Annotated in this window: 15 protein-coding genes and 4 pseudogenes; 6 read left to right on the forward strand and 13 right to left on the reverse strand. The window is 48.6% G+C overall.

All coding sequences use genetic code 11. The features are described from left to right. Nucleotides 1-62 precede the first annotated feature (62 nt). The 4 genes and pseudogenes from A7090_RS10405 to citC form a co-directional block, all read right to left on the reverse strand. Nucleotides 63-242 (reverse strand): annotated as a pseudogene (locus tag A7090_RS10405) (citrate lyase subunit alpha); the annotation flags it as partial. Nucleotides 243-252: 10 nt separating this feature from the next. Next, entirely contained in the window at nt 253-1,161 is a 909-nt protein-coding gene (gene citE / locus A7090_RS10410) for a citrate (pro-3S)-lyase subunit beta (protein WP_000622357.1), read from the reverse strand. Continuing rightward, nucleotides 1,158-1,454, reverse strand: coding sequence for a citrate lyase acyl carrier protein (citD, locus tag A7090_RS10415; protein ID WP_000700703.1), 297 nt, complete (start codon nt 1,452-1,454; stop codon nt 1,158-1,160). The genes citE and citD overlap by 4 nt, the downstream gene beginning before the upstream one ends. A gap of 14 nt (nt 1,455-1,468) precedes the next feature. Then, nucleotides 1,469-2,527 (reverse strand): [citrate (pro-3S)-lyase] ligase, encoded by a 1,059-nt coding sequence (gene citC, locus A7090_RS10420; protein ID WP_105273973.1) that lies wholly within the window; start codon nt 2,525-2,527, stop codon nt 1,469-1,471. Nucleotides 2,528-2,906: 379 nt separating this feature from the next. On the opposite strand from citC, the gene dpiB reads away from it, so the two are divergent. Further along, complete coding sequence (gene dpiB / locus A7090_RS10425; RefSeq protein ID WP_105273974.1) at nt 2,907-4,565, forward strand: sensor histidine kinase DpiB; 1,659 nt, start codon at nt 2,907-2,909, stop codon at nt 4,563-4,565. Beyond that, nucleotides 4,534-5,214 (forward strand): two-component response regulator DpiA, encoded by a 681-nt coding sequence (gene dpiA, locus A7090_RS10430; RefSeq protein WP_105273975.1) that lies wholly within the window; start codon nt 4,534-4,536, stop codon nt 5,212-5,214. Before dpiB ends, dpiA begins: the two co-directional genes overlap by 32 nt. Nucleotides 5,215-5,254: 40 nt before the next feature. Here dpiA and dcuC read toward each other — a convergent pair whose 3' ends face one another. Continuing rightward, nucleotides 5,255-6,640, reverse strand: a complete 1,386-nt coding sequence (gene dcuC, locus A7090_RS10435; protein WP_105273976.1) for an anaerobic C4-dicarboxylate transporter DcuC — start codon at nt 6,638-6,640, stop codon at nt 5,255-5,257. 584 nt (nt 6,641-7,224) lie between these two features. On the opposite strand from dcuC, the pseudogene pagP reads away from it, so the two are divergent. Further along, nucleotides 7,225-7,629, forward strand: a pseudogene (pagP, locus tag A7090_RS10445) (lipid IV(A) palmitoyltransferase PagP). Between the two features lie 174 nt (nt 7,630-7,803). Beyond that, nucleotides 7,804-8,013, forward strand: coding sequence for a transcription antiterminator/RNA stability regulator CspE (gene cspE, locus A7090_RS10450; RefSeq protein WP_000034825.1), 210 nt, complete (start codon nt 7,804-7,806; stop codon nt 8,011-8,013). 53 nt (nt 8,014-8,066) lie between these two features. Here cspE and crcB read toward each other — a convergent pair whose 3' ends face one another. Further along, nucleotides 8,067-8,450 carry a fluoride efflux transporter CrcB gene (crcB, locus tag A7090_RS10455; RefSeq protein WP_105273978.1) on the reverse strand — a complete coding sequence of 128 codons (384 nt, stop codon included), beginning with the start codon at nt 8,448-8,450 and terminating at the stop codon, nt 8,067-8,069. A gap of 91 nt (nt 8,451-8,541) precedes the next feature. Between crcB and A7090_RS10460 the strand changes: the two genes are divergently transcribed. Together A7090_RS10460 and tatE are read left to right on the forward strand one after the other, a co-directional pair. Continuing rightward, a complete protein-coding gene (locus A7090_RS10460) occupies nt 8,542-9,330 on the forward strand; it encodes a deaminated glutathione amidase (RefSeq protein ID WP_105273979.1) in 789 nt (262 codons plus the stop codon). 127 nt (nt 9,331-9,457) lie between these two features. Continuing rightward, complete coding sequence (gene tatE / locus A7090_RS10465) at nt 9,458-9,661, forward strand: twin-arginine translocase subunit TatE (protein WP_000503931.1); 204 nt, start codon at nt 9,458-9,460, stop codon at nt 9,659-9,661. A 100-nt stretch (nt 9,662-9,761) separates the two neighbouring features. Here tatE and lipA read toward each other — a convergent pair whose 3' ends face one another. From lipA to rlpA, 7 genes and pseudogenes are all read right to left on the reverse strand, one after another. Further along, a complete protein-coding gene (gene lipA, locus A7090_RS10470; protein ID WP_000042625.1) occupies nt 9,762-10,727 on the reverse strand; it encodes a lipoyl synthase in 966 nt (321 codons plus the stop codon). Between the two features lie 208 nt (nt 10,728-10,935). Further along, nucleotides 10,936-11,070: pseudogene (locus A7090_RS27265) on the reverse strand (YbeF family transcriptional regulator); the annotation flags it as partial. A 46-nt stretch (nt 11,071-11,116) separates the two neighbouring features. Then, nucleotides 11,117-11,257 (reverse strand): annotated as a pseudogene (locus A7090_RS26540) (YbeF family transcriptional regulator); the annotation flags it as partial. 321 nt (nt 11,258-11,578) lie between these two features. Next, nucleotides 11,579-12,220, reverse strand: coding sequence for a lipoyl(octanoyl) transferase LipB (gene lipB, locus A7090_RS10480; RefSeq protein WP_105273981.1), 642 nt, complete (start codon nt 12,218-12,220; stop codon nt 11,579-11,581). A 99-nt stretch (nt 12,221-12,319) separates the two neighbouring features. Next, nucleotides 12,320-12,583 (reverse strand): DUF493 family protein YbeD, encoded by a 264-nt coding sequence (ybeD, locus tag A7090_RS10485; protein ID WP_000850550.1) that lies wholly within the window; start codon nt 12,581-12,583, stop codon nt 12,320-12,322. 109 nt (nt 12,584-12,692) lie between these two features. After that, nucleotides 12,693-13,904: a D-alanyl-D-alanine carboxypeptidase DacA gene (dacA, locus tag A7090_RS10490; RefSeq protein WP_001092082.1), complete on the reverse strand. Its 1,212-nt coding sequence runs from the start codon at nt 13,902-13,904 to the stop codon at nt 12,693-12,695. A gap of 139 nt (nt 13,905-14,043) precedes the next feature. After that, a complete protein-coding gene (gene rlpA, locus A7090_RS10495) occupies nt 14,044-15,120 on the reverse strand; it encodes an endolytic peptidoglycan transglycosylase RlpA (protein ID WP_105273982.1) in 1,077 nt (358 codons plus the stop codon). Nucleotides 15,121-15,122 lie beyond the last annotated feature (2 nt).

The raw sequence follows: 15,122 nt of genomic DNA on the forward strand, positions 1-15,122 counted from the left end.
GCGCGTAGCACTGCCGACTGAATAACACATCCCCGTCAATACGGTTCTTGCTGCACGCTTACTTTCAAACCAGAACGACGAATCGCTTCTTCCAGGTTGGCGCACAGTTTGCGATCGCGCGTTTTTTCAGCCTGATAAGTTTGCTTCGGTGAGTTCTGGAAAGCGGCAAGATCGCATTCAGCGCGACGATTCCAGGCCGCTACCCGTTCTTGTCGTTGAGATTGTTCAATTTTCTGCGTCATTTTGATTGCCTTATTCTTCGCGGATGCCGGAAAGTTCTGCGCGGGAGAGCACCAGACGGGCGCGATCGATAACCGGGCCGTCCACCATCTTGCCGTTCAGGGAAACCACGCCGAGGCCTTCGCGAGCGGCGGCTTCAGCGGCTTCTACGACGCGGCGGGCGTGATCCACTTCTTTTTGGGTCGGTGCGTAGAGGTTGTGCAGCAGATCAATCTGACGTGGGTTGATCAGCGATTTGCCGTCAAAGCCCAACTGTTTGATATGGGCGGCTTCTTGCAGGAATCCGGCTTCGTTGTTGGCGTCTGAATAGACGGTATCGAACGCTTGAATACCCGCAGAGCGCGCGGCCTGCAAAATGGAGCAGCGAGCGAACAGCAGTTCGGTTCCTTCCGGGGAGCGCTCTGTACGCAGGTTGCGCACATAGTCTTCAGCACCAAGGGCGATACCGATCAAACGCTCGGAAGCGTGAGCGATTTCCACCGCGCGAGTAATGCCCAGCGGAGATTCAATCGCCGCCAGCAGACCGGTGCTGCCGGGTTCACGACCACAGGCTTTTTCAATACGCAGGATCTCTTTTTCGATATCCAGAACATCCTGAGCGGTATCGGTTTTCGGCAGACGTACAACGTCTGCGCCACCGCGAACGACGGCTTCCAGGTCGTTAACACCCCATTCGGAATCCAGCGCGTTTACACGCACAATGGTTTCAATATCGCGATACAGCGGATGTTGCAGCGCGTGGTAGACCATGCGGCGGGCGGTGTCTTTTTCACGCAATGCCACGGAGTCTTCGAGGTCAAACATCAGGGCATCAGCCGGGTAGATGAAGGAGTTGCTGACCATTGCGGCATTGGCACCAGGCACAAACAACATGCTGCGGCGGGTGCGAGTTTTACGTTGTTGCAGCGAAGCGGAAATCATTGGCAATCCTCCCATGGCAGAGCCGGGATACCGCTGGCGCGTGCCAGTAGGGCTTCCAGTCGTGCACGTAAAATGCAGTCCAGTGCGCCTTTGTCATCGACATTCAGCTGTACGCCGCGCACGTTATAGCGGGCGAGAACGTCCAGAATGGTGGTGCGAATTGCATCGCCAAACTGTTTCTCAACGCTGCTGTTGATTTGCAGGTCGATATCCTGCGTATCGAGTGGGGCGATGCGTATCATCACATCCCCAGACTCAAGGGTGCCTGCAACGGCGGGCTGGTTTATTTTCATTTTTCACCTGTTTCTCATGCGGGGGTCTTTTGACGAGCTGCCGCGTCCTGGCGGGAATGCTCAAGCAGGTTCTGCAAATAATGCAGCGTGACTGCAGGGACCAGCGGCGCGATAGCCGTGAGATCGTTTTTCGCCAGCAGTTGACGTACCCGGGAAGCGGATATCGGCATCTCCTGATAACGCAGCCGCTCAATTTCAACCAATTCGATGGGCGGTGCGGAGAGCGTCGGGGTTTCCAGCCAGTAGCGCATATCCTGGTTGTACTGAGCGGTAACGCGACAATAAGGTTCAGTACCGACAAAGCGGTGAGTTACACCCAGCGCGGGAGCGAGGTACTGACGGAAAATCTTCAGATCAATTTCGGTGTAACAATGGTTAATGACGCTCTGTTCTTTAATGAAGTAGCAAGGGAAAGTGGCGCGGGAGATGATGTATTCGGAGCCGCGATGCACAGTCAGGCGTGGAATATCGGCGGTGCCTTTTAACACCAGATCCAGCCGGTCTTCATAGGGGAAGCGTGAAGAATCTTCTTTGACTAAAAACAGATGCAGCCAGTCGCACTGTGCCGCAGCCTGTTGAATCAGATAATGGTGACCATTCGTAAAGGGGTTGGCGTTTATCACAATGCAGCCAATCTTGTTCCCTTGATGACGAAATTTTTTCAGCGACTCGGCATAGCGTTTCAGCCGTGTGGCGCTGTTTTCCATCAGCACCATCACGCCGGGTACGCTGGTCAGCGTGGAAAAACCGCACTGGTGGAACAGCGCCTCGTATTCGGTTTTGGTATAAATAAAAAGATGTGTGCTGTGCCGTTCATAGGCGAGGTTAATGAGTTCGGTGGCTAATGTCAGCGCCAGTCCTTCACCGCGAACGGATTCACTGATAGCAACGCATTTAATAATATTTCCGGCAATTCCACCGCACGCGATAAGCTTTTCTTCGCGGGTTACGGTAATAAATACTTCAACTGTGGTGTCAACGCTCAAATCATTCTCATGCAGAAACTGGGCGATTTCTGCCATTTTTTTATTTTCTGAACGTTTTACACGGGTGAAAATATCATTGCCGAACATAATAAATAGTATCCTGAAGGTGGATGTTGTTATCGATTTGAAACAAATGTTGTTTAATGTTGCAAACTGATAACTTTTTATTTTCAGTTGGAAGAAAGGATTTCGACAGCGATATATCTTTTTCTCCTTTCGCCATACATCCTAAGGAGTATTGCGGCGTGAAATTTTGATTTATTTCACATAGAGTTAGTGGTTTTTTATTTATTTAATGGTTTTAAGTTTTTTAATTAATGTAATTACGAAATGACCTGTAGGTTTAAGTGATTTAATTGATTTAATGAATAAAATTTGTCACTATCATATTTAATATCTATGTATTTTTATTCAACATTTTAATTACATCCGTCAAAAATGCTCGGGACAACCCGCAAGGAAAACAATGTTGCAGCCTAACAAGAATAAACAGTTTGCATTCTTCCAAAGACTGGCATTTCCGCTGCGTATCTTTTTGCTGATTCTGGTGTTCTCAATATTTGTCATCGCGGCACTGGCGCAATATTTTACGGCCAGTTTTGAGGACTATTTAACGCTTCATGTACGCGACATGGCAATGAATCAGGCGAAAATTATTGCCTCAAATGACAGTGTCATCTCTGCGGTGAAAACGCGTGACTACAAGCGACTGGCGACTATCGCTGACAAATTGCAAAGAGATACTGATTTTGATTATGTCGTGATTGGCGATCGGCACTCGATACGTCTTTACCATCCTAATCCGGAGAAAATTGGTTATCCTATGCAGTTCACCAAGCCGGGTGCGCTGGAAAAAGGGGAGAGCTACTTCATCACCGGGAAAGGGTCAATTGGTATGGCGATGCGTGCTAAAACGCCAATCTTTGATGATGATGGTAAAGTCATCGGCGTGGTGTCTATTGGCTATTTGGTCAGTAAAATCGATAGCTGGCGGGCTGAGTTTTTGTTACCGATGGCAGGCGTGTTCGTCGTGCTGTTAGGGATTCTGATGTTGCTGTCGTGGTTCCTGGCTGCGCATATCCGTCGGCAGATGATGGGTATGGAGCCAAAACAAATCGCACGCGTGGTCCGTCAGCAAGAGGCGCTGTTTAGTTCGGTCTATGAAGGACTGATTGCGGTGGATCCACACGGTTACATTACCGCCATTAATCGTAACGCAAGAAAGATGCTGGGGCTGAGTTCCCCCGGACGGCAATGGTTGGGAAAACCCATTGCCGAGGTGGTCAGGCCCGCCGATTTCTTTACCGAGCAGATTGATGAAAAACGCCAGGATGTGGTGGCGAACTTTAACGGTCTGAGCGTTATTGCCAATCGGGAAGCTATTCGTTCTGGTGATGATTTGCTGGGAGCCATTATCAGCTTTCGTAGTAAAGACGAAATTTCCACCCTCAATGCGCAACTGACACAAATTAAACAATACGTCGAGAGCCTGCGCACATTGCGACATGAGCATCTCAATTGGATGTCGACGCTCAATGGTCTGTTGCAGATGAAAGAGTATGATCGCGTGCTGGCGATGGTGCAGGGGGAGTCTCAGGCCCAGCAACAGCTTATTGACAGCCTGCGCGAGGCGTTTGCCGATCGCCAGGTGGCGGGGCTGCTTTTTGGTAAAGTGCAGCGCGCCCGCGAACTGGGGCTAAAAATGATCATCGTTCCCGGTAGTCAGCTTTCACAACTGCCGTCAGGACTGGACTGCACCGAGTTTGCAGCCATTGTTGGCAATTTACTTGATAATGCCTTCGAAGCCAGCCTGCGCAGCGATGAAGGAAACAAGGTCGTTGAATTATTCCTTAGCGATGAAGGTGATGATGTAGTGATTGAAGTCGCCGATCAGGGTTGTGGTGTTCCAGAGTCTCTACGAGACAAAATATTTGAGCAGGGTGTCAGTACGCGTGCTGACGAGCCCGGAGAACATGGCATTGGGTTGTACTTGATTGCCAGCTACGTAACGCGCTGCGGTGGTGTTATTACTCTCGAAGATAATGATCCCTGCGGTACTTTATTTTCAATCTATATTCCGAAAGTGAAACCTAATGACAGCTCCATTAACCCTATTGATCGTTGAGGACGAAACGCCGCTGGCAGAGATGCATGCGGAATATATTCGTCACATTCCCGGATTCAGCCAGATATTACTGGCGGGAAACCTGGCGCAGGCCCGAATGATGATCGAGCGTTTTAAGCCAGAGCTAATCTTGCTCGATAACTATCTTCCTGACGGTAGAGGGATTAATTTACTGCATGAACTGGTGCAGGCGCATTATCCCGGCGACGTGGTGTTTACCACTGCCGCCAGCGATATGGAAACGGTGTCTGAAGCCGTACGTTGTGGTGTATTTGATTATCTCATTAAGCCCATTGCCTATGAACGCTTGGGGCAAACGCTAACCCGTTTCCGTCAGCGTAAACATATGCTGGAAAGCATTGATAGCGCCAGCCAGAAGCAAATTGATGAGATGTTTAATGCTTATGCTCGCGGTGAACCTAAGGATGAGCTGCCGACCGGCATTGACCCCTTGACGCTAAACGCAGTGCGAAAATTGTTCAAAGAGCCTGGTGTGCAACATACGGCAGAAACGGTGGCGCAGGCTCTGACCATCAGCCGCACCACTGCCAGGCGTTATCTTGAATATTGCGCCAGCCGCCATCTGATTATTGCTGAAATTGTTCACGGCAAAGTTGGCAGACCGCAACGCATATACCGCTGTGGGTGACATGATAAAGCCGGAGGAAACTTGACTCCGGCATTACTATTTACTTGCCTGTGACCGCTGCTGACGTTCCTGGCACCATCAGCTCTGTAGCAACGATAACAATCACCAGCCCAACAAGCACCGGCACCGAGGTGCGTTTTACGACTTCAAATGGCGAGATTTTTGCCATCCCGGCAACCGCAACGACTACGCCAGAAACGGGGGAAAGGGTACGACCCAGGTTTGACGCCTGTAGCATTGGGATAGTCAAATACGCCGGGTTAATGCCGGAAGAATGCGCCAGTTTCGGGATCATCTCAACAAACGCATAAAACGGCGCATTGCCTGAACCGGTCGTGACTGCCGCCAGCATTGTCAGGATCACCAATACCAGCATCAGGATGATACTCGCCGAACCAAACGAGGTAGCGATAGAAATCAGACTTTGAATAAAGCCGATGGTGCTAAGCCCCTGTGCGAATACCCCAGCAGCAACCAGCAGCATAACCACGTTGGCAAACGCATCTGCCATACCGCGATAAGCCACTTCCAGACCAGAGAAAACGTTCTGTGTATTAAAGCTGCGGATGAACTCCAGAATGGAGGCAATCAGCATACAAATCACCAGAATAGTGATGATGTGTAATTGTGGACCCCATTTGCCGTCAAAAATCAGCACTCCGATGATCGGCGTGAACGGCAAAATGGCATAAAACGCAGGGGCAGTGGTGGTGATTTCGCTGACATCTAACATTTCATGAGAGATGTGCTCTTTTTTATCCAGATAACGTTGCCAGAAGAAGTGGGCGATAGCCATGCCGACAATCGCAGCAATTGAGATAGGCAGCGTCGTTTTGAAGGCGAAGTCAATCAGCGACATTTCGGAAGCTTGTGCCGCAAGCACCACATCCCCTGAAGTCGGTGCGAGAATAATCGCCGCCGGGGAGGCACAAATAGCAGCAGCTGCGCCACGACTGATGCCAACGTTTACCATCACTGGAAACAGGGTTGCCATCAGTAAAACACCCAGACCGGTTGCGGAAGACACAGCCAGAGACATCAGACAGGCGACAAAATAGGCGGCAATCATCAGCAGGTAAGGGGAGTTAATATACTGCAATGGCTTTGATGCCAGCTTGACCACCATATCATTTGCGCCGATATGGGTCATGTAAGCGGCAAAACCACACAGCATCATAATCATCATGCCGAGGTCGCCGCCGCGGCTCATTAGTAATATTTTAACGTATTCAACGATATCCGTGGCGCTGTAGCCTGTTGAAGCCTGGCTGGACGGTAAAACTTTGTGCCCCATAACGGCACTGATAATCAACAATAACAGGCCACCGACAAATAACACGCCGGTGGCCGAATACCCTTTAATGATGTAGCGAGCTACACCCACAATAACCACAACCCCAATAAGGAGTTCAATGAATGTCAGCATAATTTTTCCTGTCTCCAGACCCCAAAGTAAATAATAAAAATTCCTAAAACTTAAGGGGGAAATATGCCGAATAAATTGGCGATGAATGCTGATTAAAATCAAGAAAAACCGCCATTAAAGCATTGGTATTGCTGTTTTTATACATAGATAACAAAACACATATTTAGCCGTTGGCCATTATCCAATAATAATGTGTGTAAATTGATGGCGGAATGATGCAAATTTGTTAATCGCGATAAGGTTGGTTGCGGTTGTTTGCTCAAAAAACAATCTGCCATGCACGTAAGTTGACGACATAGAATATATTCTTCGTTAAGGTGTCTTTTTATTCTATTGAAAATAAATGGATTTTTATTGATTGCGTGTTATTGTCATAATCGGCTTGGTTTTTCTTTTATGACTATTTCCATTACAGACAACGCCGCGTTATCTTTAATAAGTGCGCGGAGATATTTATCTGAAATAGGCAGAAATAAATAGAGCAGCCATTCAGATTGTTCTTTATGTTGGGACTATTGAGGTTATGTTAATTGTAGCGCGGCTATGCCGGTAGTAGATTTTTGATAAAATTTTTATGGTCATAAATGAAAGTTAGTAAATATGTCACCATATTTTTCTTTGTTTTTATTCAGTTAATCAGCGGTGATAAAGTTTTTGCTAACGCAGATGAATGGATGACAACGTTTGGATAAAATATTGCACAAACCTGGTATGCACGTTTCGCTTACGACAAAGAAAAAAACGCTCGTTATAACGAGCGACTCTGGGGCGGTGGTTTTGGCCAGTCTCGTTGGGATGAAAATTTTCATTTAGGTCTGGGATTCACCGCTGGCGTAACGGCACGAGATAACTGGAATTACATCCCTCTCCCGGTTCTACTGCCATTGGCCTCTGTAGGGGATGGTCCAGAGACTTTTCACATGACCTACATTCTGGGGACCAGCAACAATGGCAATGTGTACTTTGCCTGGATGCACTTTCAGTTTTGAGACAAATGTAGTTTTAGTAAATTCTTTAAAATCAACTACTAAAATAATCAACATCAAAAATAACGCGACTTTTATCACTTTTTAGTAAAGTTGCACTGGACAAAGCGTACCACAATTGGTGTACTGGTAACCGACACAGCATTTGTGTCTATTTTTCATGTAAAGGTAATTTTGATGTCTAAGATTAAAGGTAACGTTAAGTGGTTTAATGAGTCCAAAGGATTCGGTTTCATTACTCCGGAAGACGGCAGCAAAGACGTGTTCGTACACTTCTCTGCAATCCAGACTAATGGTTTTAAAACTCTTGCTGAAGGTCAGCGCGTAGAGTTCGAAATCACTAACGGTGCCAAAGGCCCTTCTGCTGCAAACGTAATCGCTCTGTAAGATACGTCAGCAAGAATTCAAAACCCGCTTAATCAGCGGGTTTTTTTTGGTCTTTAGTGTGCAGTTGAGGCCGAAAACAGCCAGAAAGCCAGTGCGGTCATGGCAAAAGAACCCAAAAGGTTGACGAAGACGTTCAGTAACGCCCAGCCAAAGCGGCCCTCTTGTAACAAAAATACTACTTCTGCGGAAAATGTTGAGAAGGTTGTTAGACCGCCACAAAATCCGGTGGTGATTAACACTTTCCACACGGGATCAATGTTCGTCATCCTGCTGAACCAGGCGAATCCCATTCCTATGATGAATGCTCCAGTCAGGTTTGCTGCCAGCGTTCCCAAAGGAATAGCCTGATGCAGCGGGTTAAACCGCATACTTAACAGCCATCTCGCTACGCTTCCCGTACCACCGCCAATAAAAACTGCTAAAAGGAGTTGTAACACTGCAAAATCCTGCTATTTGATTTGTATGAGTGATAAGTGTAACGCCGAATAATCGACGTTGGCGAATTTTACGACTCTGACAGGAGATGCAATGCTGGTTGCCGCAGGACAGTTTGCTGTTACATCTGTGTGGGAAAAGAACGCTGAGATTTGTGCCTCGTTGATGGCGCAGGCGGTGGAAAATGACGTTTCGCTGTTTGTCCTGCCGGAGGCTTTGCTGGCGCGCGATGATCATGATGCGGATCTTTCGGTTAAATCAGCACAACTGCTGGAGGGCGCCTTCCTCGGACGTTTACGGCGAGAAAGTAAACGTAACATGATGACGACAATTCTGACGATTCATGTTCCTTCAACGCTGGGGCGCGCATGGAATATGCTGGTGGCGCTACAGGCAGGAAACATCGTCGCCCATTATGCCAAATTGCATCTCTATGATGCATTTGCCATTCAGGAATCACGTCATGTTGATGCTGGTAATGAAATAGCTCCGTTACTGGAGGTCGAAGGGATGAAGGTCGGTCTGATGACCTGTTATGACTTACGCTTTCCAGAGCTGGCGCTGGCATTGGCATTACAGGGCGCTGAAATCCTGGTACTTCCCGCGGCCTGGGTTCGCGGGCCGCTCAAAGAATTCCACTGGTCAACGCTGCTTGCCGCTCGTGCGCTGGATACCACCTGTTATATGGTGGCCGCGGGGGAGTGCGGGAACAAAAATATCGGGCAAAGCCGGATTATAGATCCCTTTGGCGTCACTATTGCGGCGGCGGCAGAAATGCCTGCGCTCATTATGGCAGAAGCGACGCCCGAACGAGTGCGTCAGGTACGCGCGCAACTTCCCGTCTTAAACAACCGTCGCTTTGCGCCGCCGCAATTATTATGATGTTTTTTTACTCGGCGCTTGATTCACCTTGTTACAGATTGCTATTGTGTGCGCGCGTCGAATGACCGTTAATATTGTCTGGTTTTAAGGCGCGTTCTGTTGCCGGTTATATGTCAAGAAGGTATCTATGGGTGAGATTAGTATTACCAAACTGTTGGTAGTTGCGGCGCTGGTCGTTCTACTGTTTGGGACTAAGAAGTTACGTACGCTGGGCGGAGACCTTGGAGCGGCCATTAAAGGGTTCAAGAAGGCGATGAATGATGACGATGCTGCGGCGAAAAAAGGCGCAGACGTTGATCTTCAGGCTGAAAAGCTCTCTCATAAAGAGTGACGTGGCGAGCAGGACGCTCTCTCAATATCTTGTTCGATACAAAAAACCCGCTTCAAAAAGCGGGTTTTTTATCAAACAGATGTAAGTAATTATTACAGGTTTACTTAACTTCCATCCCTTTCGCCTGCAAATCGGCGTGGTAAGAAGAGCGGACAAACGGACCGCATGCAGCATGGGTAAAGCCCATTGCCAGCGCTTCGGCTTTCATTTCGTCGAACTCATCCGGGCTAACGTAACGTTGAACTGGCAGGTGATGGCGGCTTGGCTGCAAATATTGCCCCAGCGTTAGCATCGTCACACCATGGCGACGCAGGTCGCGCATTACTTCGATAATTTCTTCATTGGTTTCACCCAGTCCCACCATCAGACCTGACTTGGTCGGGATTTCCGGATGCGCTTCTTTAAAGCGTTCCAGCAGTTTCAGCGACCAGTTGTAATCTGCGCCAGGCCGTACCTGACGGTAAATACGCGGTACGTTTTCCAGGTTATGGTTGAACACATCTGGTGGTGTAGCGGTCAGAATATCCAGAGCACGATCCATACGACCGCGGAAATCCGGCACCAGAGTTTCAATTTTGATTTCCGGACTTTTTTCCCGAATGGCAGTAATGCAATCCGCAAAGTGCTGAGCACCGCCATCGCGCAGGTCATCACGGTCAACGGAGGTGATAACCACATAACGCAGCGCCATATCGGCAATAGTCTGCGCCAGTTTCACTGGCTCATTGGCATCCGGAGCTACCGGGCGACCGTGGGCAACGTCACAGAACGGACAACGGCGGGTACAAATAGCGCCGAGGATCATAAACGTTGCTGTGCCGTGGTTGAAGCATTCTGCCAGGTTAGGGCAGGAGGCTTCCTCGCAGACAGAATGCAGGCCATTTTTGCGCATTGCGGCTTTGATGCCCTGGATACGTGTAGAGTCCGCTGGAAGCTTGATTTTCATCCATTCCGGCTTGCGCAGCAGGGCTTCGCGCTCTGTTGCCACGTTTTTAACCGGGATAAGGGCCATCTTATCGGCATCGCGGTATTTAACACCGCGTTCCATCACAATGGGTTTACTCATAGCGTGCGTGTTCCAGTTGCGAATTACGAAGGAAAGCGTTTCAATTCAATAGATTGTTGTAATTATCAACTATTTTTGAATTAACGACTGGCAGTATATCATTGAAACGGACCTGAAAGCAGCCAAAGTGGTCGTGAAAATGTAAAATTGTTGTTGGAATGTGCCATTTTATCGTTCTGCGCTGTGATCTGACTGTAACAATACTTTTTCAAAATGCATTGCGGATAATATCTATAGCCTCGTGGAGTGTAGGGTCTTGCAGGCTGGATTTATTGTAATGGACAGAAACATTGATTTGCTCATTATTGCATGTAGGGAAGGGCAGACTGTCCAGAGGCCAGCAATATTTTGCCTTTCTGGTAACTCAAAGCTTCCTTTGATGCCCTGTGCGCGAGAATGAATTTCAGTCCCTGGCTGATTGCCGGGGGAGTCAGATTAAGGATTTTCGCCGTATTAACAATAACTTTATGCGCATATATGCCTAAAAAAATAGTCTGAAGGTTGAGGACAATATTTCTTAATGTAGAAAAATTTGCATTTTTCCTTGTAACATCTGCCTACGTAAATAGAATTCAATTTGGTTATTACTATCTACGAACTTACTTCAATCATTATTAATGAAAAAATTAATCTAATAAATACAATAATTTTATGCTTAATTTAACTGGAGCGCGTTTACGCGCCATGGTTAGCTAATTCAATAAATTAATCAATAGGTTAGTTGCAGGGTAAGACGTGGTATCATTTTTCATCCAGTAAGGGCGAAAATATACAAATACTAAGGAAGTGTAATTTATTAGCAAATTTTATGATAAATGACCCAGTGTAATGTGGGCCATTTATCGATATAATTAATCAGGGATATATTCTACAGCAGGGTTGTTTAGTAACGTTAAAATATTTTTTAGTAACCGCGGTGCAATATTATCAGTCGTCGCTTCGGGGTTCCATTGTGATATTTTAGCCATTTCCATTCCGGCATACCCACAAGGATTAATACGTAAAAATGGCGAAAGATCCATATTGACGTTTAATGCCAGACCGTGGAATGAACAACCGCGCCGAATACGTAAACCAAGTGAGCAAATTTTCTTTTCCCCGACATAGACCCCTGGTGCGTCAGCCCGAGGATGCGCCTCTATACCCAATTCAGCCAGGGTATTCACCACTGTTTGCTCAAGCAAGGTCACCAGTTCACGCACACCGAGTTTACGGCGTTTCAGGTTAAGCAACACATACATCACCTGTTGCCCCGGCCCGTGATAAGTCACCTGCCCACCGCGATCGCTCTGGATCACCGGAATATCACCCGGCATTAAAATGTGCTCAGCTTTTCCAGCCTGCCCTTGGGTGAATACCGGATAGTGCTCGACCAGCCAGATTTCATCAAGGGTACTTTCATCGCGGGTATCGGTGAATTCATGCATAGCCTGGGAGATTGGCTCGTAAGGCTGAAGACCGAGCTGGCGGACAAGAATTTTATCCTGATACAAAACGGCATCTCCGTGGAGAATGAGTAAAAGTGGGGAAAAGTATATCACAGCGAGGAGAGGGGAGTTACCCGACCAGGGGCCGGGTAACGGAGAAGCGAGTTACAGAACCATGCGGACAATATCGATTTTGCCCAGTTCTTCATACAGTGTTTCAACCTGCTCGATATGAGTGGCGTTGATAGTGATAGATACCGAGTGGTAGTTGCCTTTGCTGCTTGGTTTTACCGTTGGGGTGTAGTCACCTGGCGCATGGCGCTGTACCACTTCAACCACCTGATCAACCAGCTCAGGTAACGCCTGCCCCATAACTTTGTAAGTAAAAGGAGTAGGGAATTCAAGCAGTTCGTTAAGTTTGGTTTTCATGTCAGCTCCGGCGTAACGTAATTAAATAGCAACTCCCGCCAGAAGGCGGGAGTTTTTTACTGATGCTTAGTATATGGGGACGGAAATCACACTTTCAAGTGTTCAGTTTTTAACCAAACCAGTGATGGAACATTAATTTAATGTAATCAATGATCTTGCCGAAGAAGTTACCTTCCGGGATTTCCTGCAACACGACCAGCGGGCGTTGCTCGATTGTTTTCCCATCAAGCTGGAAGTTGATAGTACCGACGACCTGATTCTTTTGCAGCGGGGCATGCAGTTCACTGCTATTCAGCACGTAGCTGGCTTTCAGATCTTTCATGCGGCCACGTGGAATGGTCAGGTACACGTCTTTATCAACCCCTAACGAAGCGCGATCAGAATCACCAAACCAAACCGGCTCAGAGGCGAACTCTTTGCCTACTTTCAGTGGGTTAACCGTTTCGAAGAAACGGAAGCCCCAGGTCAGCAGTTTTTTACTTTCGGCTTCACGGCCTTTAAAAGTACGTCCACCCATCACCGCAGAGATCAGGCGCATCTGGCCTTCAGTCGCAGATGCAACAAGGTTATAACCTGCTTTATCAGTGTGTCCGGTTTTGATGCCGTCGACATTCAGGCTGTTATCCCACAGCAGGCCGTTACGGTTCAGCTGGCGAATACCGTTAAACGTAAATTCTTTTTCTTTATAAATCGAGTATTCATTCGGTACGTCGCGGATCAATGCCTGGCCGATCAGCGCCATATCTCGTGCGGAGCTGTACTGACCATCAGCATCCAGACCGTGTACCGTCTGGAAGTGGGTGTTTTTCAGGCCCAGTGCGTTAACGTAGCTGTTCATCAAGCCAACAAAAGCGTCCTGGCTACCTGCGGCAAAATCGGCCATGGCGACGCAAGCATCGTTACCCGATTGCAGGTTGATACCGCGGATCAGCTGAGAAACCGGAACCTGCATGCCCGGTTTGAGGAACATCAGCGAAGAACCTTTAAACACCGGGTTACCGGTGGCCCACGCGTCGTTGCCGATAGTGACTAAATCAGTTTCTTTAAATTTACCGGCTTTCATTGCCTGGCCGATAACGTAACTGGTCATCATTTTGGTCAGGCTGGCAGGATCGCGACGGACATCTGCGTTCTGTTCGGCGAGCACTTTGCCGGAGTTATAGTCAATCAGGATGTAGGACTCCGCGTCGATCTGCGGTACACCCGGGATCATAGTTTTGATATTCAGGTCATCGGCATGTGCAGCAGAGATAAAGGCTGTGCAAAGAGCCGTGGTGAGCGCCAGGCGCTTCATGATACGAGCGGAAAAAATGGTATTCATGGTCTGAACTACGACATCCGTGATGGAATTAAAAAAAGTGCCCTACTATAGCAAATGCACTACCGGCAGGCATCTGACTTTCCGCGTGACTTTGTTAACGTCATTTACAGAGATTGACACATCAGATGCCTGCTTTACGCTACTGCGCGGTGGTAATAAATGACTGTAATTGGGCTTCGGTTTGTAAACGTTGCTGCAAGGTACTGGCTTCGGCTTTGCTGGCGAATGGGCCAAGCTGGATCCGCCAGACCGCGCCATTTTGAGTCACGCGGCCAGGGACACCGAACTTCTGTCCCAGTTGCTGTTGGTACTGTTGCGCGCGCGCCTGATCGCTTACGGCCCCGACTTGCACCATAAAGTTGCCGCTGGCGCTTTGTGAGGCAGCTTGTGGTGTCACCATTGCAGGTGTTGTTGCCGGAGCTGTAACCACCGGCTGTGGAGCAGGCGTTGGTTCGCTGCCTTCCAGAACACCAGGCGCTAAGGTCGTTGGTGCGCCGAGGAAACCGCTGCTGGTTACTGGCGCGCCGGTCGGATCTTCGCTTTTTAGCGTCGAATTACTGATCGGAAGAATGTCACCCTGCGGGCCAGACACCGAACTAGTTCCCGTGCCACCGCTTAAATCGGGAGGTGCAGGCAGGGCGTAAGTCTGTTTGGCGACGGTGGTACAAGCCATGCCTGGACCATAAAGCGAACCATCCTGGGAGACAATGATCGGATCGATGCGAACTTTGGTGTTGTTTGAGGTATTAAGACGGTCAGCTGCCGCGCGAGAAAGCGAAATAACGCGGTCGTTGCCGTAAGGGCCGCGATCATTAATGCGCACCACGATCATTCGCCCATTAGCCAGGTTGGTGATTCTGGCGTAGCTGGGGATAGGAAGTGTTGGATGGGCCGCCGTCAACTGTGTCGGATCGAATGCTTCGCCTGAGGCCGTCAGGTTACTGCCTGGTTCGGCATCATAGATAGCCGCTAGTCCCGTCTGGCTAAATCGAGACGGATCCTGCACGATTTTGTAGCTTTTACCGTCGCGCTGGTAATCCTGATTTGCCGTTGCGTTCAGTGGTTCGAAACGCGGGTCTGCCCCGCTAATTTCAATTATGGGGCCGTTACATACCGCAGGCTGCGGTACACTTACCGTCTGTTGCTGACCATCATCGCTTGTACATGCCGCGAGCATTCCTGCCGCGATGCAGATCCCGAGCCACTGCTTACGCATTG

Origin of the sequence: Escherichia sp. MOD1-EC7003, assembly GCF_002965065.1 — a bacterium.
Taxonomy (GTDB): Bacteria; Pseudomonadota; Gammaproteobacteria; order Enterobacterales; family Enterobacteriaceae; genus Escherichia.

Bases quoted from the DNA above. Each gene is read 5' to 3' on its own strand.
- lipA (WP_000042625.1), bottom strand. From the start codon at position 10,727: ATGAGTAAACCCATTGTGATGGAACGCGGTGTTAAATACCGCGATGCC.
- dpiA (WP_105273975.1), top strand. From the start codon at position 4,534: ATGACAGCTCCATTAACCCTATTGATCGTTGAGGACGAAACGCCGCTG.
- dpiB (WP_105273974.1), top strand. From the start codon at position 2,907: ATGTTGCAGCCTAACAAGAATAAACAGTTTGCATTCTTCCAAAGACTG.
- cspE (WP_000034825.1), top strand. From the start codon at position 7,804: ATGTCTAAGATTAAAGGTAACGTTAAGTGGTTTAATGAGTCCAAAGGA.
- ybeD (WP_000850550.1), bottom strand. From the start codon at position 12,583: ATGAAAACCAAACTTAACGAACTGCTTGAATTCCCTACTCCTTTTACT.
- citE (WP_000622357.1), bottom strand. From the start codon at position 1,161: ATGATTTCCGCTTCGCTGCAACAACGTAAAACTCGCACCCGCCGCAGC.
- rlpA (WP_105273982.1), bottom strand. From the start codon at position 15,120: ATGCGTAAGCAGTGGCTCGGGATCTGCATCGCGGCAGGAATGCTCGCG.
- citD (WP_000700703.1), bottom strand. From the start codon at position 1,454: ATGAAAATAAACCAGCCCGCCGTTGCAGGCACCCTTGAGTCTGGGGAT.
- tatE (WP_000503931.1), top strand. From the start codon at position 9,458: ATGGGTGAGATTAGTATTACCAAACTGTTGGTAGTTGCGGCGCTGGTC.
- dacA (WP_001092082.1), bottom strand. From the start codon at position 13,904: ATGAATACCATTTTTTCCGCTCGTATCATGAAGCGCCTGGCGCTCACC.
- citC (WP_105273973.1), bottom strand. From the start codon at position 2,527: ATGTTCGGCAATGATATTTTCACCCGTGTAAAACGTTCAGAAAATAAA.
- A7090_RS10460 (WP_105273979.1), top strand. From the start codon at position 8,542: ATGCTGGTTGCCGCAGGACAGTTTGCTGTTACATCTGTGTGGGAAAAG.
- dcuC (WP_105273976.1), bottom strand. From the start codon at position 6,640: ATGCTGACATTCATTGAACTCCTTATTGGGGTTGTGGTTATTGTGGGT.